The organism is Pseudomonas sp., from assembly GCF_050739775.1.
GTDB lineage: Bacteria > Pseudomonadota > Gammaproteobacteria > Pseudomonadales > Pseudomonadaceae > Aquipseudomonas.
The window spans coordinates 18098-35475 of the sequence record NZ_JBOICA010000030.1; the positions used below are offsets into that span (position 1 = coordinate 18098).

General features: G+C 60.5%; 15 protein-coding genes and 3 pseudogenes. 12 read left to right on the forward strand and 6 right to left on the reverse strand.

The genetic code is table 11. From position 1 onward, the window contains the following. Positions 1-110: 110 nt before the first annotated feature. Positions 111-1214, forward strand: coding sequence for an NADH:flavin oxidoreductase (locus tag ACRESH_RS16625; protein WP_431743008.1), 1104 nt, complete (start codon positions 111-113; stop codon positions 1212-1214). On the opposite strand, the gene ACRESH_RS16630 is transcribed toward ACRESH_RS16625, so the two are convergent. Continuing rightward, the gene (locus ACRESH_RS16630) at positions 1183-2400 is read right to left on the reverse strand and encodes a glycosyltransferase family 4 protein (RefSeq protein ID WP_431743009.1); all 1218 of its coding nucleotides are present in this window, start codon (positions 2398-2400) and stop codon (positions 1183-1185) included. The two genes, ACRESH_RS16625 and ACRESH_RS16630, sit on opposite strands and share 32 nt — an antisense overlap. 268 nt (positions 2401-2668) lie before the next feature. Between ACRESH_RS16630 and ACRESH_RS16635 the strand changes: the two are divergent. Together ACRESH_RS16635 and ACRESH_RS16640 are read left to right on the forward strand one after the other, a co-directional pair. Beyond that, positions 2669-3349: pseudogene (locus ACRESH_RS16635) on the forward strand (PAS domain-containing protein); the annotation flags it as partial. A gap of 126 nt (positions 3350-3475) precedes the next feature. Next, positions 3476-3895, forward strand: a pseudogene (locus tag ACRESH_RS16640) (methyl-accepting chemotaxis protein); the annotation flags it as partial. 49 nt (positions 3896-3944) lie between these two features. On the opposite strand, the gene cysZ reads toward ACRESH_RS16640, so the two are convergent. Continuing rightward, positions 3945-4673 carry a sulfate transporter CysZ gene (gene cysZ / locus ACRESH_RS16645; RefSeq protein WP_431743010.1) on the reverse strand — a complete coding sequence of 243 codons (729 nt, stop codon included), beginning with the start codon at positions 4671-4673 and terminating at the stop codon, positions 3945-3947. A gap of 266 nt (positions 4674-4939) precedes the next feature. Between cysZ and ACRESH_RS16650 the strand changes: the two genes are divergently transcribed. Both ACRESH_RS16650 and trxB read left to right on the forward strand, forming a co-directional pair. Then, a complete protein-coding gene (locus ACRESH_RS16650) occupies positions 4940-5539 on the forward strand; it encodes a peroxiredoxin (protein WP_431743011.1) in 600 nt (199 codons plus the stop codon). 136 nt (positions 5540-5675) lie between these two features. Further along, positions 5676-6638 carry a thioredoxin-disulfide reductase gene (trxB, locus tag ACRESH_RS16655; protein WP_431743012.1) on the forward strand — a complete coding sequence of 321 codons (963 nt, stop codon included), beginning with the start codon at positions 5676-5678 and terminating at the stop codon, positions 6636-6638. A gap of 60 nt (positions 6639-6698) precedes the next feature. Here the strand turns inward: trxB and nadC are convergent, their stop codons facing one another. Further along, positions 6699-7547, reverse strand: coding sequence for a carboxylating nicotinate-nucleotide diphosphorylase (nadC, locus tag ACRESH_RS16660; protein WP_431743013.1), 849 nt, complete (start codon positions 7545-7547; stop codon positions 6699-6701). 149 nt (positions 7548-7696) lie between these two features. Between nadC and ACRESH_RS16665 the strand changes: the two are divergent. The 7 genes and pseudogenes from ACRESH_RS16665 to ACRESH_RS16695 form a co-directional block, all read left to right on the forward strand. Next, positions 7697-9013: pseudogene (locus tag ACRESH_RS16665) on the forward strand (DUF1631 family protein); the annotation flags it as partial. Between the two features lie 218 nt (positions 9014-9231). Beyond that, positions 9232-9798 carry a 1,6-anhydro-N-acetylmuramyl-L-alanine amidase AmpD gene (ampD, locus tag ACRESH_RS16670; protein ID WP_431743014.1) on the forward strand — a complete coding sequence of 189 codons (567 nt, stop codon included), beginning with the start codon at positions 9232-9234 and terminating at the stop codon, positions 9796-9798. Beyond that, positions 9795-10628: a regulatory signaling modulator protein AmpE gene (ampE, locus tag ACRESH_RS16675; RefSeq protein ID WP_431743015.1), complete on the forward strand. Its 834-nt coding sequence runs from the start codon at positions 9795-9797 to the stop codon at positions 10626-10628. Before ampD ends, ampE begins: the two co-directional genes overlap by 4 nt. A gap of 1482 nt (positions 10629-12110) precedes the next feature. Then, entirely contained in the window at positions 12111-12815 is a 705-nt protein-coding gene (locus tag ACRESH_RS16680) for a methyl-accepting chemotaxis protein (protein WP_431743049.1), read from the forward strand. Between the two features lie 171 nt (positions 12816-12986). After that, the gene (fabV, locus tag ACRESH_RS16685) at positions 12987-14186 is read left to right on the forward strand and encodes an enoyl-ACP reductase FabV (RefSeq protein ID WP_431743016.1); all 1200 of its coding nucleotides are present in this window, start codon (positions 12987-12989) and stop codon (positions 14184-14186) included. Positions 14187-14366: 180 nt separating this feature from the next. Further along, complete coding sequence (locus ACRESH_RS16690; RefSeq protein ID WP_431743017.1) at positions 14367-15053, forward strand: N-acetyltransferase family protein; 687 nt, start codon at positions 14367-14369, stop codon at positions 15051-15053. Between the two features lie 7 nt (positions 15054-15060). Continuing rightward, positions 15061-16008, forward strand: a complete 948-nt coding sequence (locus ACRESH_RS16695; RefSeq protein ID WP_431743018.1) for an alpha/beta hydrolase family protein — start codon at positions 15061-15063, stop codon at positions 16006-16008. Here ACRESH_RS16695 and ACRESH_RS16700 read toward each other — a convergent pair. The 3 genes from ACRESH_RS16700 to folM are packed head-to-tail and all read right to left on the reverse strand — an operon-like array spanning position 15989 to position 17345. Continuing rightward, positions 15989-16333, reverse strand: coding sequence for a HopJ type III effector protein (locus ACRESH_RS16700; protein ID WP_431743019.1), 345 nt, complete (start codon positions 16331-16333; stop codon positions 15989-15991). The genes ACRESH_RS16695 and ACRESH_RS16700 overlap by 20 nt on opposite strands. Then, positions 16326-16622 carry a DUF1244 domain-containing protein gene (locus ACRESH_RS16705; protein WP_431743020.1) on the reverse strand — a complete coding sequence of 99 codons (297 nt, stop codon included), beginning with the start codon at positions 16620-16622 and terminating at the stop codon, positions 16326-16328. Before ACRESH_RS16705 ends, ACRESH_RS16700 begins: the two co-directional genes overlap by 8 nt. Before the next feature lie 24 nt (positions 16623-16646). Then, on the reverse strand, positions 16647-17345 hold the full coding sequence (folM, locus tag ACRESH_RS16710; protein WP_431743021.1) for a dihydromonapterin reductase: 699 nt from the start codon (positions 17343-17345) through the stop codon (positions 16647-16649). Positions 17346-17378: the final 33 nt, after the last annotated feature.

Here is a 17378-nt window from a genome sequence, read left to right on the forward strand (position 1 = left end):
ATCGCGGGGCTTGCCCCGCGATGCTGTTAAATCACTCAAATCAATAGTACTGGGCCGCTCTAACGGCGCGCCCTATCCTCAGGCGCATTCCTACTTCTCTGGAGCGCCGCATGTCCGCCACTGCACTGTTCACCCCTGTCCAACTGGGCGCCCTCGAGTTGCCAAGCCGCGTGGTCATGGCGCCGATGACCCGGACGTTCTGCCCAGGTGGCGTGCCGCATGTCAAGGTGGTCGAGTATTACCGCCGGCGTGCCGCCGCCGGTGTCGGTCTGATCATTACTGAAGGCACCACGGTCGGTCACAAGGCCGCCAACGGTTATCCGAACGTACCGCGCTTCCATGGCGAAGACGCCCTGGCCGGCTGGAAAAAGGTGGTCGATGCAGTGCATGCCGAAGGTGGACGTATCGTCCCGCAACTCTGGCATGTCGGCAGTGTGCGGCGCCTGGGCAGCGAGCCGGACGCCAGCGTGCCGGGCTATGGCCCAAGCGAGAAGATCAAGGATGGCCAAGTGGCGGTTCATAGTATGAGCCGGGACGATATTCGTGACGTTATCGAGGCCTTCGTCCAGGCCGCCCGCGATGCCCGGGCCATTGGCATGGACGGCGTCGAGATCCACGGTGCCCACGGTTATCTGATCGACCAGTTCTTCTGGGCGGCCAGCAACCAGCGCACCGACGAGTACGGTGGCGATCTGGCCGGGCGTTCGCGTTTTGCCATCGAGCTGATCCAGGCCGTGCGCGCGGCTGTCGGCGCGGACTTTCCGATCATTTTCCGTTTCTCCCAGTGGAAGCAGCAGGATTACAGCGCCCGCCTGGTTGACAGCGCCGAGGCCTTGGGCGCGTTCCTGCAGCCGCTGGTCGAAGCCGGTGTGGATATCTTCCACTGCTCCACCCGCCGCTTCTGGGAGCCCGAGTTCGAAGGTTCGGACCTCAACCTGGCCGGCTGGACCCGTCAGCTCACCGGCAAGCCCACCATCACTGTCGGCAGCGTCGGCCTGGATGGCGAGTTCCTGCAGTTCATGGTTGCCACCGATAAAGTGGCGCAGCCAGCCAGCCTGGAAAACCTGCTGACGCGCCTGAACAATGATGAGTTCGATCTGGTTGCCGTGGGCCGTGCACTGTTGGTCGATCCGGATTGGGCAGCCAAGGTCCGTGATGGGCGTGAACAGGACATCCTGCCGTTCAGCCGCGAGGCGTTGACGACTCTGGTTTGATCGTCAGCGCCGTCGGGTGCCGGGGCGCGACGCTGCCCTGGCCTTGGCGACAGGCCTCGCGCAGGTGGTTCTCGAACTGCTCGATAATCGCTGGCCAGCCTTGGCGGCTGGCGTGTTGACGAGCATTCAAGCGCACCCGACGCAAGGCTTCCGAGTCTTCCAGTAGCCAGTTGCACGCATCAATGAAGGCGTCTTTGTCGCCGGGCATGGCCAACGCGCCGCTGTGGCCGTGACGAATGTGCTGGGCGGCGGCCGCCTGATCATAGGCCACTACGCCCAGGCCTGAGGCCAGGGCTTCGAGCACGACGTTGCCGAAGGTTTCGGTCAGGCTGGGGAACAGGAAGATATCCCCCGAGGCGTAATGTTCGGCCAGGGTTTCGCCGCGTTGTGCACCGCAGAACAGGGCATCGGGCAATTGTTGTTGCAGCGCGCTGCGCTGCGGGCCGTCACCCACCACAATCAATTTGATGCGCCGCTGGGGATAGTGTTGTCGAGCAGCCTGCAGGCATTGCTGCAGCAAGCCAAGGTTCTTCTCCGGCGCCAGGCGCCCGACATGCAGCAGGGCGATATCATCATTTTCCAACCCCCACTGTTCACGTAGCGCCTGGCTTCGCCTTCCTGGGTTGAACAACTGACTGTCGACGCCGCGGGCCATCAGGGTCAGGTTGTCGAAGCCGCGGCGTTCCAGCTCAAAGCGCTGGCTGACGCTGGGCACCAGGGTGGTGTGGGTGCGCCGATGAAACCAGCGCAGGTAATGGGTGAGCAGCCTTGCCAGCAGGCCCAGGCCATACTCGCTGGAGTACTGATGGAAGTTGGTGTGAAAGCCGCTGACTACGGCAATCCCCAGCCTGCGTGCCGCCCGCAGGGCACTCAAGCCCAACGGACCTTCGGTGGCGATGTACAGCACATCAGGGCGCTGCCGACGCCAGCGGCGGATCAGCTTGTGCATCGACACCTGGCCCCACTGCAATCCCGGATAACCGGGCAGTGGCCAGCCGCGGCAGAGCAATTGCCGATCATTACCGGCACCCGCCGGATCGTCGGCCTGGCGGGGGCGCACCAGCTCGACCTGATGGCCGCGCTGGCGCAAGCCTTCGCTCAGGCGGCCAAGGGTATTGGCCACGCCATTGATCTCGGGTGGGAAGGTTTCGCTGATCAGGGTGACATGCAGGGCTGGTGCGCTCATGAAGACCAGTTTCAGCGGCCTCGATTGCGCTGCTGTGACGTATTTATGACTGATTTATGGCGTCCGATTTACGGCGTTCTTCGGCAGAAAATATTTCCCAGGGGGGCGCTCAAGAATGTCTGACAATCAGCCGATGCAGAAGCATTCGAATGATCGATTTCGCTCCAGGAGAGCGTTGATGTTCAACAGCAAACTGAAAAAAGAAAACCTCCAGCTGCGCGAAGAGCTGCTGTCCATGGAACAAGTCAAGAGCAGCCTGGACAGCGAGATGCTGGTATTGCAGCTCGACCCCCACGGGCGGATTGAATCGGTCAACAGCAATTTCGAGAAAGAGATGCTGTACAGCAGCCATCAATTGATCGGACGCAATATCGAAGAGATCGTGCCAGCCCATGTCAAACAGCTGGATTTCTACCAGCGCATGAAGATTGCCATCACCCGTGGTGAGCATCTCAATGGTGCGTTTCGCCTGTTGCGTGGCAATGGCCAGGAGGCCTGGTTGCGGTCGATCCTGCAGCCGGTCAAGAACAGTGAGGGGCGCCTGAAGTATTTCACCCTGCACTCCAGCGACCTGACTCGCACCATCGAAACCTCGCGCGAACATGAAAGCCTGATCAAGGCACTGATGCGTTCTACCGCGGTGATCGAGTTCAACCTGCAAGGTGAGGTGCTGGCTGCCAACGATCGCTTTCTGCAAACCATGGGCTATCGCCTGGAGCAAGTGGTCGGCAAGCACCACCGTCAGTTCTGCGAGCCGGAGGAGTACAACTCCCAGGCTTACCAGGCGTTCTGGGACAAGCTACGCCGCGGCGAATTCGTCGCCGAGCGCTTCAAACGGGTGGATGCCCATGGCCGCGTAGTCTGGCTGGAGGCTTCCTACAACCCGATCATCGATGCCCATGACGTGCTCTACAAAGTGGTCAAGTTCGCCACCGTGATCACCGACCAGGTCAATCAGGAAATCGCCGTGGCCGAGGCTGCGGATATTGCCTACAGCACTTCGCTGGAAACCGACAACAGCGCGCGCAGTGCCACTGCGGTGGTTACCCAGACCGTGGAGGTGATGCGCGGCCTGGAGTCCTCCATGCAGGAGGCGGCCAACGGTATCGAGGCGCTGGACAAGCAGTCTCAGGTCATTGGTTCGATTATCAAGACCATCAGTGACATTGCCGGCCAGACCAACCTGCTGGCCCTCAACGCCGCCATCGAAGCCGCCCGTGCCGGTGAGCAGGGCCGTGGTTTTGCGGTGGTTGCAGACGAAGTACGGCAACTGGCCTCGCGTACCAGCACCGCCACCGAGGAAATCGCCCGCGTGGTGCAGCAGAACGAGCAACTGGCCAAGGCCGCAGTGGACATCATCGACAGCAGCAAGCGCCAGGCCGAGCAAGGCCTGACCCTGGCCGGGCAGACCGGTACAGTGATCGTCGAGATTCAGGAGGGCGCGAAGAAAGTGGTCAATGCGGTGGGGCAGTTCTCCAGTCAGCTTTCGAGCTGATGACTGCGTGCGGCGTAGCTGCTTTAGCCGGCAGCTACGCCGTGCTGCCTCAATGCCGTTCCCGCACCCAGAACAGCGTGGCGCCTGCCACCGCGGCCGGCATCATCAGGATGTTGAGGAAGGGCACCAGCAGCACCAGGTACACCGAACCGCCAAAGCCCATGCTCTGCCAGCGTTTTTCGCGCAGCCAGGCGAGCATGTCCTGCCAGCTCAGCTTGTGGTTGTCCGCCGGGTAGTCGATGTACTGGATGGCCATCATCCAGATGCCAAACAGCAGCCACAACGGTGCGGCGATGATGTTCACCACCGGGATCAGCGAGAGGATGAACAGCGCGATCGCCCGTGGCAGGAAATAGCCTAGCTTGCGCATCTCGCGGCCTAGGGTGCGTGGCACCATGGCCATCAGTTCGGCCCAGCTGAAGGCCGGGAAGTCATCGCTGCCACGTACCACCACTTCGACTTTTTCCGCCAGGAAGCCATTGAACGGCGCGGCAATGATGTTGGCCAGCATGGTGAAGGTGAAGAACACCATCAGCCCCACCAGGACCACGAACAGGGGCCAGAGCACATAATCGAGAAAACTCAGCCAGCTCGGCAGGCTGGGCATCAGTGAATCGACCCAGAGGCTGAACTGATGGCCAGCAAAGTAGATCAGGCCGACGAATAGCAGCAGGTTGACTGCCAGTGGCAGCAACACGAACAGGCGCAGGCTCGGGCTCAGGACCAGTTTCAGTCCTTCGCGCAGGTACTGAGGGCCAGAGAGGACAGGGGCTTGCATAGGGGGCTCCGGGTAAAGGCAAACGCGCTGACCTTACCGAGTTTGAGCGACCGGCGAAAGCGCGGCGCAAGCTGGGACACGGGCTGTAACAAAAGCTCGGCAGGTTGTAGGGCGTACCTTCATAGGCAAACAGCTGTAGTCCTTGGTGATGAATAGAGTCGGCCTATAAGGTGGATTGTCTAAGGATATTTCCTTAATCTCTGCGGCCTCGCTAAAGTGTGCACATCTTTTCAACGCCTTCGAATTCTAATCTTCAAGGAGTTTTCATGAGCATTCTGGTCAACAAGCAAGCCCCTGATTTCGATGCGGCGGCGGTGCTGGGCGACGGATCGATCGTCGACAGCTTCAAGCTTTCTTCTCTGCGCGGCAAATACGTCGTGCTGTTCTTCTGGCCGCTGGACTTCACCTTTGTCTGCCCGTCGGAAATCATTGCCCACAACAATCGCATGGATAAATTCCGTGAGCTGGGTGTGGAAGTGGTCGGTGTTTCCATCGACTCGCAGTTCACCCACCACGCCTGGCGCAGCACACCCGTCGAGAAAGGTGGGATCGGCGAAGTCGAGTTCACCATGGTTGCCGACGTCAAGCACGAGATTACCCGTGCTTACGGTATCGAACACGATGACGGCGTAGCACTGCGTGCCTCGTTCCTGATCGACCAGCAAGGCGTGGTTCAGCACCAGGTGGTCAACAACCTGCCGCTGGGTCGTGAAGTCGACGAGATGATCCGTCTGGTCGAAGCCCTGCAGTTCACCGAACAGCACGGTGAAGTCTGCCCGGCCGGCTGGCGCCCAGGCCAGAAAGGCATGAAGGCTGACGCCAAGGGCGTTGCCGACTACCTGGCGGAAAATGCTGCCAGCCTGTAAGGCCGCGGTTTAACGATTTTCAGGACCTGCGGCCAAAAGCCTTCCCCAAGTGCTTCGCAGGTTCTTTTTTATTCCAGCCGGCGATCCCGGCGTTACGATGCGGGCAATACAGCGCCCGCATCGACAGGAGAGTGTCATGTCTGAAGTACGTCATTCGCGAGTGATTATCCTCGGTTCCGGCCCTGCCGGTTACAGCGCTGCGGTCTATGCCGCCCGTGCCAACCTCAAGCCGCTGCTGATCACCGGCATGCAGGCTGGTGGCCAGCTGACCACCACCACCGAAGTCGACAACTGGCCGGGCGATGCCCACGGCCTGACCGGCCCGGCGCTGATGCAGCGGATGCAGGAACATGCCGAGCGCTTTGAGACCGAAGTGGTGTTCGACCATATCAACGCCGTTGACCTGGCCAGCAAGCCGTATACCCTCAAAGGCGACAGCGCCACCTACACCTGTGATGCACTGATCATCGCCACTGGCGCCAGCGCTCGCTACCTGGGCCTGCCGTCGGAAGAAGCGTTCATGGGCAAAGGCGTTTCCGCCTGCGCGACCTGCGACGGTTTCTTCTATCGCAACAAGCCGGTGGCAGTAGTTGGTGGTGGTAACACCGCAGTCGAAGAGGCCCTGTACCTGGCCAACATCGCCAGCAAGGTCACCCTGGTTCACCGCCGCGAGACCTTCCGCGCCGAGAAGATCCTGATCGACAAGCTCAATGCCCGCGTTGCCGAAGGCAAGATCGAGCTGAAACTCAACGCCACCCTGGATGAAGTATTGGGCGACGACATGGGTGTCACCGGTGCACGCCTGAGGAACAACGACGGCAGCTTTGATGAAATCAAGGTTGACGGTGTGTTTATCGCGATCGGCCATACCCCGAACACTTCGCTGTTCGAAGGCCAGTTGACCCTCAAGGACGGCTACCTGGTGGTCAACGGCGGCCGTGACGGCAACGCCACTGCGACCAACGTTGAAGGGGTGTTCGCGGCTGGCGACGTGGCTGACCACGTTTACCGTCAGGCCATCACCTCCGCCGGCGCCGGCTGCATGGCGGCGCTGGATGTCGAGCGTTACCTGGATGGGCTGCAGAACGCTTCGTTCTGATAAGCCTAATCGCGGGCTGTTAAAGAAAAAACCGGCCTGATGGCCGGTTTTTTTGTGCCCTCAGAGGCTCAGTCGCATCGACAGATCCACTGCCTTCACATCCTTGGTCATGGCACCGATCGAGATGTAGTCGACGCCGGTTTCGGCAATCACCCGCAGGGTGCTTTCATTGATCCCGCCACTGGCTTCGAGTTTGGCCTTGCCAGCATTCAGGCGCACCGCTTCGCGCATGTCGTCCAGGCTCAGTTCGTCGAGCATGACGATGTCGGCACCGGCATCCAGGGCTTGCTTGAGCTCGTCCAGGCTTTCCACTTCGACTTCCACCGGCTTGCCGGGGGCGATTTTGTGTGCGGCATTGATGGCCTGGGCAATGCCACCGCTGGCGGCGATGTGATTTTCCTTGATCAGGAAGGCATCGAACAGACCGATGCGGTGATTGTGGCAGCCGCCGCAGGTGACTGCGTACTTCTGCGCCAGGCGCAGGCCCGGCAGGGTTTTGCGGGTGTCGAGCAGTTTGACCTGGGTATCGGCGACTTTGTCGGCGAGAAACTGGGCGCGAGTGGCCACGCCCGAGAGCAATTGCAGGAAGTTCAGCGCACTGCGCTCACCGGTCAGCAGCGAGCGGGCTGGGCCTTCGAGATGGAACAATGGCTGGTTGGCCTGCGCGCGATCGCCATCCTTGACCTGCCAGTGCACCGCCACCCGCGGATCGAGCTGACGAAACACCGCGTCGACCCAGGCGGTACCTGCGACTACGCAATCATCGCGGGTAATGATGGTGGCCTTGGCCAGGCGCTCGGCCGGGATCAACTGGGCGGTGATATCGCCGCTGCCGATGTCTTCGAGCAACGCACGGCGCACGTTGGCTTCGATTTCGGCGGTCAGGTCGGCGAGGCGTAAATTCGGCATGGCAGGCTCCACAAGCTAAGTGCCCGGGATTATAGGGCAGCCCGTGCTGGCGAGTGTCTTGATTTTGCCAGATAATGCGACTTGTATTTGGCGTCATGGCTTTGACGATCTGTCGCTTCATTTCAAGATTACCCTGCAAGGAGTCCGGGATGCACAAAGACGGGAAGGTGGTGCCGATCAAGGCATCCATCGATCAGGCGCTCAATGCGCCTCTTGCTCGTCTGCCAGTGGTGCTTCTACAGGTCCGTGACAAAGCCGCGTTGCAACTGCGCCAAGGCTTGCAGGCCTTGTTCGACAATGCCGACGATACGCTGTTTGAGATGGCCGACACGGCGGTCAGCAACAGCGAGCAGAACTTCCTCTTCGAAGCCATGCGCGACCTGCGCCTCAAGCGCAAGAGTATCGAGCGTGGCTACCTCGATCGCTTCTACGAAGCCTTCGTGCGGGTCGGCCAGAGCGTGCCGATGCCTTTGCCCACGCAGTTGGGCAGTGATGAACGGGAGCGTACTGTGGCGCTGGATGCCATGGTCGAGCGGGTCCTGGTGCGTGACGGTTTCAGCCTCAACCACTTGACCCTGCGCCTGTCGGCCCTGACCGGGCGGGCCCTGGATGACCGGCGCAATCCGCTGGGACCGGCAATGCTTTGCGACTACTTCCTCCAGGCCGGGCGCAATCTGGGCGTTGGCATCAAGGTCAAGCTGATCATCCTCAAGCTGTTCGAACGTTATGTCCTGCAAGATGCCGCGCAGCTCTATGGCGAAGCCAACCAGTTGCTGATGGCTACCGGCGTGCTACCCGAGCTCAAGACTGTGCACCGGCGGCGTGCCGAGGCTCGACCGACGCCGAGTCCACAGGGGCTGGCCGGGCAGAGGGCAGGGCAAGAGGCGCAGCTCGATGCCAACGAACAGGCTGTATTTGCCTCCTTGCAGAGCTTGCTGTCGAGAGTACGCGGACGTGTTGCACCACGCTTTGAGTCATGCAACCCGATGCAGCCGATCAGGACCTGCGACCTGCTACGCCTGCTCTCACACCTGCAGCACTATGTGCCGGCAACCGGCGAGATCGACGAGTTCGACCTGCACCAGCAGCTAGAGCAACTGCTCACGCGGGTCAGCGTGAAAAGTGGCACCTGCCGTAAGGTCGAAGGGGGTGATGAGGATGTGATCAACTTGATCGCGATGCTCTTCGATTTCATTCTCGGCGACCGCAACCTGCCGCATCCACTGCGGGCCTTGATTGGACGCATGCAGATTCCCATGCTCAAGGTCGCGGTGCTGGACAAGGGCCTTTTTAGCCGCAGCAGTCATCCGGCTCGGCGTCTGCTCAACGAAATCGCCACAGCGGCCCAGGGCGCCAGTGACGACTGCCAGCGCGATGCGGTGTATCTGCGGGTGGAGCAAATCGTTCAACGTCTGCTTAATGACTTCGACGATGATCCGGTGATCTTTTCTGATCTGCTCGCCGAGCTCAATCGCTGCCTGCTGGCCTGCCTACAGCAAACAGCACCTGGGTACAGCCCGGTGCGCCAGCCCGATGACACCCTGCTGTTCGACCGGGCGCTGGATTCGGTGGTCAGTCAGTTGCGTCGGCATCAGGCCGGCTAGTTTCCTGCACGTTTTTATCAATGCATCCCTGCACGCCTCGGGGCATACTGAAAGGGTGCTCTTGTGCCTCAGGATCTGCTATGCAACTGGACCGCACTACAGGTTGGTTCGCCGGTATCACCCATTGCCCTTCGCCGAATTTCAATGCCCGCGCCGAAGACGAGGTCATCTCCCTGCTGGTGATTCACAACATCAGCCTGCCACCGGCGCAGTTCGCCACCGGCAAGGTTCAGGAATTTTTCCAGAATCGTCTGGACCCCAACGAACACCCATATTTCGAAGGGATCAAGCACCTGCGCGTATCTGCGCATTTTCTGATCGAGCGTGACGGCAAGGTCACCCAGTTTGTCTCTTGTCTGGACCGTGCCTGGCATGCCGGGGTGTCCTGCTTTGCCGGGCGCGAGGCCTGCAACGATTTTTCCATTGGCATCGAGCTTGAAGGCACCGACGAGTTGCCTTTTACCGATGCTCAGTACCAGGCATTGCAGGACCTGACCCGCCAGATCCAGGGCGCTTGGCCGGCCATTGGCACGGATCGGATTCAAGGTCATAGCGACATTGCCCCGGGGCGCAAGACTGACCCGGGTCCGGCTTTCAACTGGCCGCGTTACCGTGCGGCCCTCAAGGACAACGAGGACAGATCATGAGTTTTCTGGTGTTGTTACTGGTGCTGTGGGTCGAGAAGTTCTCGGCACTGCGCCAGCAACTGCAATGCGATGGTTTCTTTCGCACCGAACTGGCGCGCCTGGAGCGTAACGGCAAGGGTCATCCGTGGTGGGTGTTGTCGATCCTGGTGCTGTTGCCAGTGGCAGTGGTGGCCTTGCTGGTCCAGGTGCTGGAACCGGTTGCCTATGGCCTGCTGGCACTGCCGGTGCACCTCTTGGTACTGATCTACAGCTTGGGGCGAGGTGATATAAAAGCCTCCCTTGGACCTTTTCGCGATGCCTGGCGACGGGGTGATGAACAAGCAGCGGTGCATGTCGCCGAGCGCGATCTGGGCGTGACAGGGGACGACGCCTCATCCCTGCTCGGGCGGGTTCAGGGCCATTTGCTGTGGCAGGCCTACCAGAGCTTCTTCGCGGTGATTTTCTGGTATGTCCTGCTGGGGCCGGCCGCAGCGTTGGCCTACCGCTTGCTCGCCCTGACTGCTGAGCATGCCCATTCACCGGCGCTACGCGAGCGTGCCGAGCAATTGCGCCATGCCTTCGACTGGGCACCGGTGCGGATACTGGGTGTGAGCTTTGCCCTGGTCGGCAATTTTGTGGCGGTGAGCCGGGTGATGCTGCATGAGCTGCTCCACTGGAATATCACGGCCCCCAGGCTGATTGCTGCGGTCGGTCAAGTCGCCGGGGATTCGCCTGCCGGTGCACCGTCGGGCCCCGAGGGTCTGGTCGGGCTGGACTCGCTGTGGGAGCTGTTGTTGCGCTCCGCGGTGCTCTGGTACGCCTGTTTTGCCTTGTGGACCGTATTGGGCTGAAGGTGAAGACGGGGCAGCCGCTGGTCTGTCCCCTCACCGCTTAACCTTAAGTTACAAAACCCCGCTCCGATATGCGTTATACAGGTACTGGTGACAATCATCAGTGGCCTAGTGCCACTGCGCGCGCAGAACAATAAGAATCGGAGGGGACCACCCGTGAATAGCCTGTTGTATCCGGCCATCGCGCTGATGAATCGGTTGAGCTTCGGGATGAAGTTCAGCCTGATTAGTATCCTGTTTTTCCTGCCCATGCTGGTGACCAACTATTACCTGGTCCGCGATTCCTATGCGCAGTTCCATGCCACCCAGGTCGAGCTGCAGAGCCTTGAACTGCTGGGCAGCAGCCTGGCCTTGCGTGGCGACCTGGAGACCCTGGGCAACCTGGTACAGATCAACGCAGTGCTCGGTCAGTCGGGCAAGGCCGAGGATGTCGAGGCGCAGATCAGCACGCTCGAACAGCAGGTGCTGAGTCAGCTTTCCGGGCTCACCGCAGTCATCGCCGACGAGACGCAAGCCAATGATTTCCACACCAAGCGTGACGAAATGCTCGGCGTGCTCAAGGCAGCCCAGGCGGAATCGTCGCTGTCGAACAAGGTAGCCCAGCTCGACAAACTGCTGGGCCAGGCCCAGGTGCTGAGTAAGGTGATCGCCAGCCAGGCCGGGCTCAACCAGGACAGTGACTCAGCGATTCGCCAGCTCAGCGAGCTGATGACCACAGTGACCCCGCAAGTCACTCAGACCCTGGGTGAAGGCCGGGCCATGGGCGCGTACTCCCTGGGCCAGGGTTTCCTCAATTCGGCGTCCAGCACCCGCTTCGAAGACTTGTTGCAGCGACTCGAAAAGCTCGGTGCCGACTATGCCCTCAAGCTTCAGGACGCCCTGGTCACCGAGCCTGGCTCGCAAGCCCGGCTGGGCAGCCTGGCGGCCAGTAGTCAAGCTTCGTTGAAACAGGCCGGCGAGCTGTTTGAAGAGCAGGTGGTCATGGCCGAAACCCTCGATGCGCCGTGGCCGGTATTCTTTGAGCAGGTCAGCAAACTGATGGCGCAGACCTATGCGCTCAACACCGCCACGGGCGAGTTTCTCGACCAGCAATTACAACAGCGTCTGGGCGAGCATCGATTGCACATGATCCTGCTGGTGTCGGCCCTGGCAGGGGTGTTTTTGCTGATCGTGTATCTTTATGGCGGCTTCTACGCATCGACCCGCCATACCCTGAAAACCCTGGGCGCGGTCATGGACAAGGTCGCCGCTGGCGACATGACGGTGAACTTCCGAGCCAGCAGTCGTGATGAACTGGGGGAGTTGGGCCAGGTGTTCAATGGCACAGTGCGGCGCATTCACGACCTGATCGAGCAGGTTGGTCACACCGTGGTCGAGGTCGAACGCCAGGCCGAGCAGGTGCACGCGGTGTCGGCACGCAGCAACCAGGCGGTCAGCGGCCAGCGCGGGCAAATTGAACAGGTCGCCACGGCGATGAACCAGATGTCGGCCACCGCCCAGGAAGTGGCACGCAGTGCCGCAGCGGCGGTCAGCAGCGCGCACAGCGTCAATCAGGAAACGGTCAGTGGCCGTGGCTTGGTCGAGTCCCAGCAGGGCAACATCGTGCGCCTGGCCGGTGAAATCGATCAGTCCGTGGTGGTGATCAACCAGTTGGCCAGCGACAGTCAGGCCATCAGCTGCGTGCTGGAGGTGATCAAAAGCATCGCTGAACAGACCAATCTGCTCGCCCTCAATGCGGCCATCGAGGCAGCGCGGGCCGGGGAGCAGGGGCGAGGTTTTGCGGTGGTGGCCGATGAAGTACGCACCCTGGCCAAACGCACCCAGCACTCGACCGAAGAAATCGAACAGATGATTTCACGCCTGCAGGGCGGCGTCGGTGCGGCGGTCAAGGCCATGGACGCCAGTCATCAGGTGGCTGCTGGCACGGTCGGCCAGTCGCAGCAGGTGCAGCAGGCACTGGAAAACATTCTCGGCGCGGTCGGCAGCATCGTCGACCAGAACCAGCAGATTGCCGCGGCGGTGGAGCAACAGACGGCGGTGGCTCACGACATCGACCAGAACATCGTCGAGATCAACCGCGCGGCCGAGCACACCACCCAGGGTGCTCACCAGACCGAGGACGCCAGCCGCCAGTTGTCGGCCCAGGTCATGGAGTTGAAGCGCCTGATCGGAGCGTTCAGGGTCTGAGATCAGCGGTTGCTGAACTTTTCCGGGCTGTGACAAAGTAGCGCCCTGAAGGATTCCAGGGAGCCGGATGTGTCGGCAACGCCGCGGGTGTAGTCTCACCCTCACAGCAACGGAACCTCGAGTCCCCCGCGATTCGGCTCCCTCAGCATATTCACTGACGAGGTACAGACATTGGCCATCATCCATCCTAAAGTTCGCGGTTTTATCTGCACCACTACGCATCCAACCGGTTGCGAGCTGAACGTACGTGATCAGATCGAAGCCACCCGCAAGCAGGGCGTGCGTAAGGATGTTCCGAAAAAGGTCCTGGTGATCGGTGCATCCAGTGGCTATGGCCTGGCAGCACGTATCACCGCAGCGTTCGGCTTCGGTGCCGACACCCTGGGTGTGTTCTTCGAAAAGCCGGGCACTGAAACCAAGGCCGGCACCGCTGGCTGGTACAACGCCGCAGCCTTCGACAAATTTGCCAAGGCCGAAGGCCTGTATAGCAAGTCGATCAACGGTGACGCCTTCTCCGACGAAGCGCGGGCCAAGGTGATCGAGCTGATCAAGAACGAAATGGGCGGCCAGGTCGACCTGGTGGTCTACTCGCTGGCCTCGCCTGTGCGCAAGCTGCCACAGACCGGCGAATTGGTGCGTTCGGCGCTCAAGCCAATCGGCCAGCCGTACAAGTCGACCGCTATCGACACCAACAAGGACACCATCATCGAGGCGTCCATCGAGCCTGCCAGCGAGCAGGAAATTGCCGATACCGTCACCGTCATGGGTGGCCAGGACTGGCAGCTGTGGATCGATGCTCTGGATGCTGCCGGTGTACTGGCGCCGCAAGCGCGCACCGTAGCCTTCAGCTACATCGGTACTGAAATCACCTGGCCGATCTACTGGCACGGTGCTCTGGGCAAAGCCAAGATGGACCTGGATGCAACCGCCAAGCGCCTGGAGCAGAAGGTCGGTGGTGGTGCCAATGTCGCGGTGCTGAAATCCGTGGTGACCCAAGCCAGTTCGGCCATTCCTGTGATGCCTCTTTACCTGTCGATGGTCTTCAAGATCATGAAGGAAAAGAACGTTCATGAAGGTACCCAGGATCAGCTCGACCGTCTGTTCCGTGACCGTCTGTACCGCGCAGATGGCGCGCCAGCAGCACTGGACGAAGAAGGCCGTCTGCGTCTGGACGACTGGGAACTGCGTGATGACGTGCAGGATGCCTGCAAGGCTCTGTGGCCACAGGTTACTACCGAGAACCTGTTCGAAATAACCGACTACGCTGGCTATAAGAAGCAGTTCCTCAACCTGTTCGGTTTCGAGCGCCAAGACGTTGACTACGACGCTGATGTGGCTACCGACGTACGGTTCGACTGCGTCGAGCTGTAAGTAGCACCCGCTAAGACCTTGTTGCCGCACCTGTTTTTGCACAGGTGCGGCAACTGTTACAAACTCGAAACACAATTTGAAACAAGTCCATCGCTGGCCTTTTGCTATTCCCCCACTGCGCTGATCTATACCACTTTCTGCATGCCCTTTAAAACCGCCAAGGTTTCGACAGGAGGCACCATGAGTGGACTGCAAAAATTAAAAGAGCGGATCAGGCAAAAGGGTCTACAGAAGACCCTGAAAACCCTGTGCGAGCGCTATATCTTCTTCCACTGGGAACTGCTGTGGATGGAGCGTGACCTGGTCAGCCCGGTACCCCCGCACAACCTGCGCGACCATCCCCCGGTGCGCCGGGTCGATATCACCCCGGACAATGCCGACGCCTTTGCCTGTTACTTTGGTGACCGCGTGGAAACCATGCGTGAGCTGGCCGCCGAGGGCCACACCGGGCATATGTACCTGGATGAACAGGGCGATGCCGTGGCCTTTATTTTCGGCAGTATGCGCGACTATCACGATCGCCATTACTACGGTTGTACCTTCCCGGTGAAGCCAGGTGAATTCTTCGAGTTCGGCGGCGAAATGACCCGCGCCTATTTCGGCACCCGTTTGTCGGTGGATGCTCAGGTCGCACTATGGGATGCCATGCGCGCCCAAGGTTGCAGCCAAGTGGTGGACGTGTGCGAAACCCATAATATCCCAGCGCTCAAACTGCATATTCGCATGGGCTATCACGAACAGGGCCGGGTGATGCATGTGTATGGCCTGTTCGGACGCTGGCGCCTGTTCCGTGAAAGCCGTTACGATGGCTCTCGCCTTGGCGGCCTGCGCAAGGTCCCGGCGCCGCGGGTAGCGGCTTCGGCATAGAAGGTCGATGAGCAGTCTCGAAGCATTTCCACCGCTGCCAGTCTCACGCAACACCGGGCAAGCCTTTCGTGAAGTCGCCGCTGACGGTTACCCCCTCGGCGGTTGCTGTTGGCGCCATGCCGCGCCGGACCGCACGCGCCCGGTGGTGATCATCAACGCCGCCACCTCGGTGCGCTGCAGCTATTACGCGCGTTTTGCCCAGTACCTGTTCAGCCACGGCTTCGATGTCATGACGTATGACTATCGCGGTATTGGCGAGTCGCGCCCGGCTTCGATGCGCCACTTCAAGGCTTCCTGGACCGACTGGGGGGCACTGGATTTCGAAGCCATGCTGCAACGCGCCCAGCGTGAGTTTGCCGGGCAACCCATCGATGTCGTCGGTCACAGTTTTGGTGGTTGTGCGGCGGGGCTGGCGCCATCGGCCAATCAGTTGCGCAGGCTGGTTACGGTCGGTGCGCAGTTTGCCTACTGGCGTGATTACGCTGCCGGCAGCCGCTGGCAACTGTTCGCTAAATGGCATGTGCTGATGCCACTGCTGACGCGGCTGTTCGGCTATTTTCCCGGCAAGCGCCTGGGTTGGCTGGAAGATACCCCGGTCGGGGTGGTGAAGGATTGGAGTACGCTGACTGCGACCTATGAAGGTAGGCCCAGTGGTCGTGCGCTCAGTGCGTTACCGTTTGCAAAGGTCAGGGCGCAAACCTTGGCCATCAGCCTGACTGACGACCCCTTTGGAACAGTTGCCGCCATTGATCGACTGCTGGGCTATTTCGAGTCGAGTGATTGCAGCCATCTGCGCATCGACCCTGGCGATATCGGCGAAACCCGGATCGGCCACTTCGCCTTTTTTCACAACCGCTTCGAGAGCCGACTCTGGCCAATTGCCCTGCAGTGGTTGCAGCAGGGACAACTGGCCGAAGCGACGCCGGGGCGATGGATCACGCCTGGCGGGCTTTGAGCGGCTGGGCGTCGAACTTGACCCCGGCCAGGCCGTGCTGGATCAGGGCACGGATGTTGCCGTGGTCGCTACCTGCTGGGGTGGCCAGTACCGAGCGGTAATGTTCGCCGAATGCCAGCAGCGCTTCTTCATCGCTCAGGCCTTCAAGCAGGGCCAGGCCCAGGGTCTTGCACGAGCCTTCGTTCTGCCCGGTGGCGTTTTCCACGCCGCCGTTGTTGAAGGCTTGTGGTTGGTAGTCGTAGTGGCCGGCGATGAAGGCCAGGGTGTCGGCGAATTGATGTTCGCCGGATTTCAGGCTGTTGCGCAGGGTGTTCAGATCAGTCATTAGGTTTTCCTTTGGCGAACGCCGCTTGCTGTTCGGCGCTGGCTTCATTCTGGTACAGGTTTTTCCATTCGGCATAAGGCATGCCGTAGACCACTTCACGGGCCTCATCCATGCTCAGTTCGATCTGCTGCTCGTCGGCGGCGGCCTTGTACCACTTGGACAGGCAATTGCGGCAGAAGCCTGCGAGGTTCATCAGGTCGATGTTCTGCACATCCTTGCGGCTGTCCAGGTGAGCCACCAGGCGGCGGAAGGCGGCGGCTTCGAGCTCAAGTTTCTGTTGGTCGTTCATGGTCATTCTCGTGACAAGGACAATTCAGTCTACCGCGATGCGGTTTTTCAGATGGCGGCCACCGTTGATGACCACGTTGCTGCCGGTGCTGTACTGGCTTTCAAGGAGGAACTGCACCGCCTCGATCAGCGGTTGAGCGCCGGGCTCGAATTCCAGCAAGGCCTTTTTCAGGGTTTGCTGGCGGTAGGCTTCGTCGCTGTTTTCCTTGAGTATCAGCAGCCCTGGCAGGATCGCGTTGACCCTGACCACCGGCGCGTACTTTTCGGCGAAGGACAGGACCATATTCTGCAGCGCGGCCTTGGTGGCGGCATAGCCGATATGGCTCTTGCTGCCGCGTGAGGAAGTCTCGTCGCAGATGTGGATGATGTCGGCCTTATCCATCTTCAGCAGTTGCTCACCCAGCGCCAGGTTCAGGTGGTAGGGCGCTTCGACATGCAGTTTGAACATGGTGTTGAGGTTGGCCAGATCGTCGTCGAGCCACAACGAGGCGTTATGGATGATTGCCCGCAGGCCGTCATAGTTGCTCTGCAGGTGTTCGATCAGGGCCTGGCGGTCCTCTTCCCGGCACAGGTCGGCCTGGAACTGGATGATGTTCGGATGCGTAGCTTCAGCGCTTTTGCTACGGCTGGCGCTGACCACGGTATGGCCGGCCTGCGCCAGGTTCAGGGCCAACGCCAGTCCGACTCGCTGGCTGGCTCCGGTGACAAGAATTGGGCTGTTCATGGTGGGGGCGGTCAACTTTTACCGGTTCGCTTG

Bases quoted from the DNA above. Each gene is read 5' to 3' on its own strand.
- ACRESH_RS16625 (WP_431743008.1), top strand. From the start codon at position 111: ATGTCCGCCACTGCACTGTTCACCCCTGTCCAACTGGGCGCCCTCGAG.
- ACRESH_RS16630 (WP_431743009.1), bottom strand. From the start codon at position 2,400: ATGAGCGCACCAGCCCTGCATGTCACCCTGATCAGCGAAACCTTCCCA.
- cysZ (WP_431743010.1), bottom strand. From the start codon at position 4,673: ATGCAAGCCCCTGTCCTCTCTGGCCCTCAGTACCTGCGCGAAGGACTG.
- ACRESH_RS16650 (WP_431743011.1), top strand. From the start codon at position 4,940: ATGAGCATTCTGGTCAACAAGCAAGCCCCTGATTTCGATGCGGCGGCG.
- trxB (WP_431743012.1), top strand. From the start codon at position 5,676: ATGTCTGAAGTACGTCATTCGCGAGTGATTATCCTCGGTTCCGGCCCT.
- nadC (WP_431743013.1), bottom strand. From the start codon at position 7,547: ATGCCGAATTTACGCCTCGCCGACCTGACCGCCGAAATCGAAGCCAAC.
- ampD (WP_431743014.1), top strand. From the start codon at position 9,232: ATGCAACTGGACCGCACTACAGGTTGGTTCGCCGGTATCACCCATTGC.
- ampE (WP_431743015.1), top strand. From the start codon at position 9,795: ATGAGTTTTCTGGTGTTGTTACTGGTGCTGTGGGTCGAGAAGTTCTCG.
- ACRESH_RS16680 (WP_431743049.1), top strand. From the start codon at position 12,111: ATGTCGGCCACCGCCCAGGAAGTGGCACGCAGTGCCGCAGCGGCGGTC.
- ACRESH_RS16690 (WP_431743017.1), top strand. From the start codon at position 14,367: ATGAGTGGACTGCAAAAATTAAAAGAGCGGATCAGGCAAAAGGGTCTA.
- ACRESH_RS16695 (WP_431743018.1), top strand. From the start codon at position 15,061: ATGAGCAGTCTCGAAGCATTTCCACCGCTGCCAGTCTCACGCAACACC.
- ACRESH_RS16700 (WP_431743019.1), bottom strand. From the start codon at position 16,333: ATGACTGATCTGAACACCCTGCGCAACAGCCTGAAATCCGGCGAACAT.
- ACRESH_RS16705 (WP_431743020.1), bottom strand. From the start codon at position 16,622: ATGAACGACCAACAGAAACTTGAGCTCGAAGCCGCCGCCTTCCGCCGC.
- folM (WP_431743021.1), bottom strand. From the start codon at position 17,345: ATGAACAGCCCAATTCTTGTCACCGGAGCCAGCCAGCGAGTCGGACTG.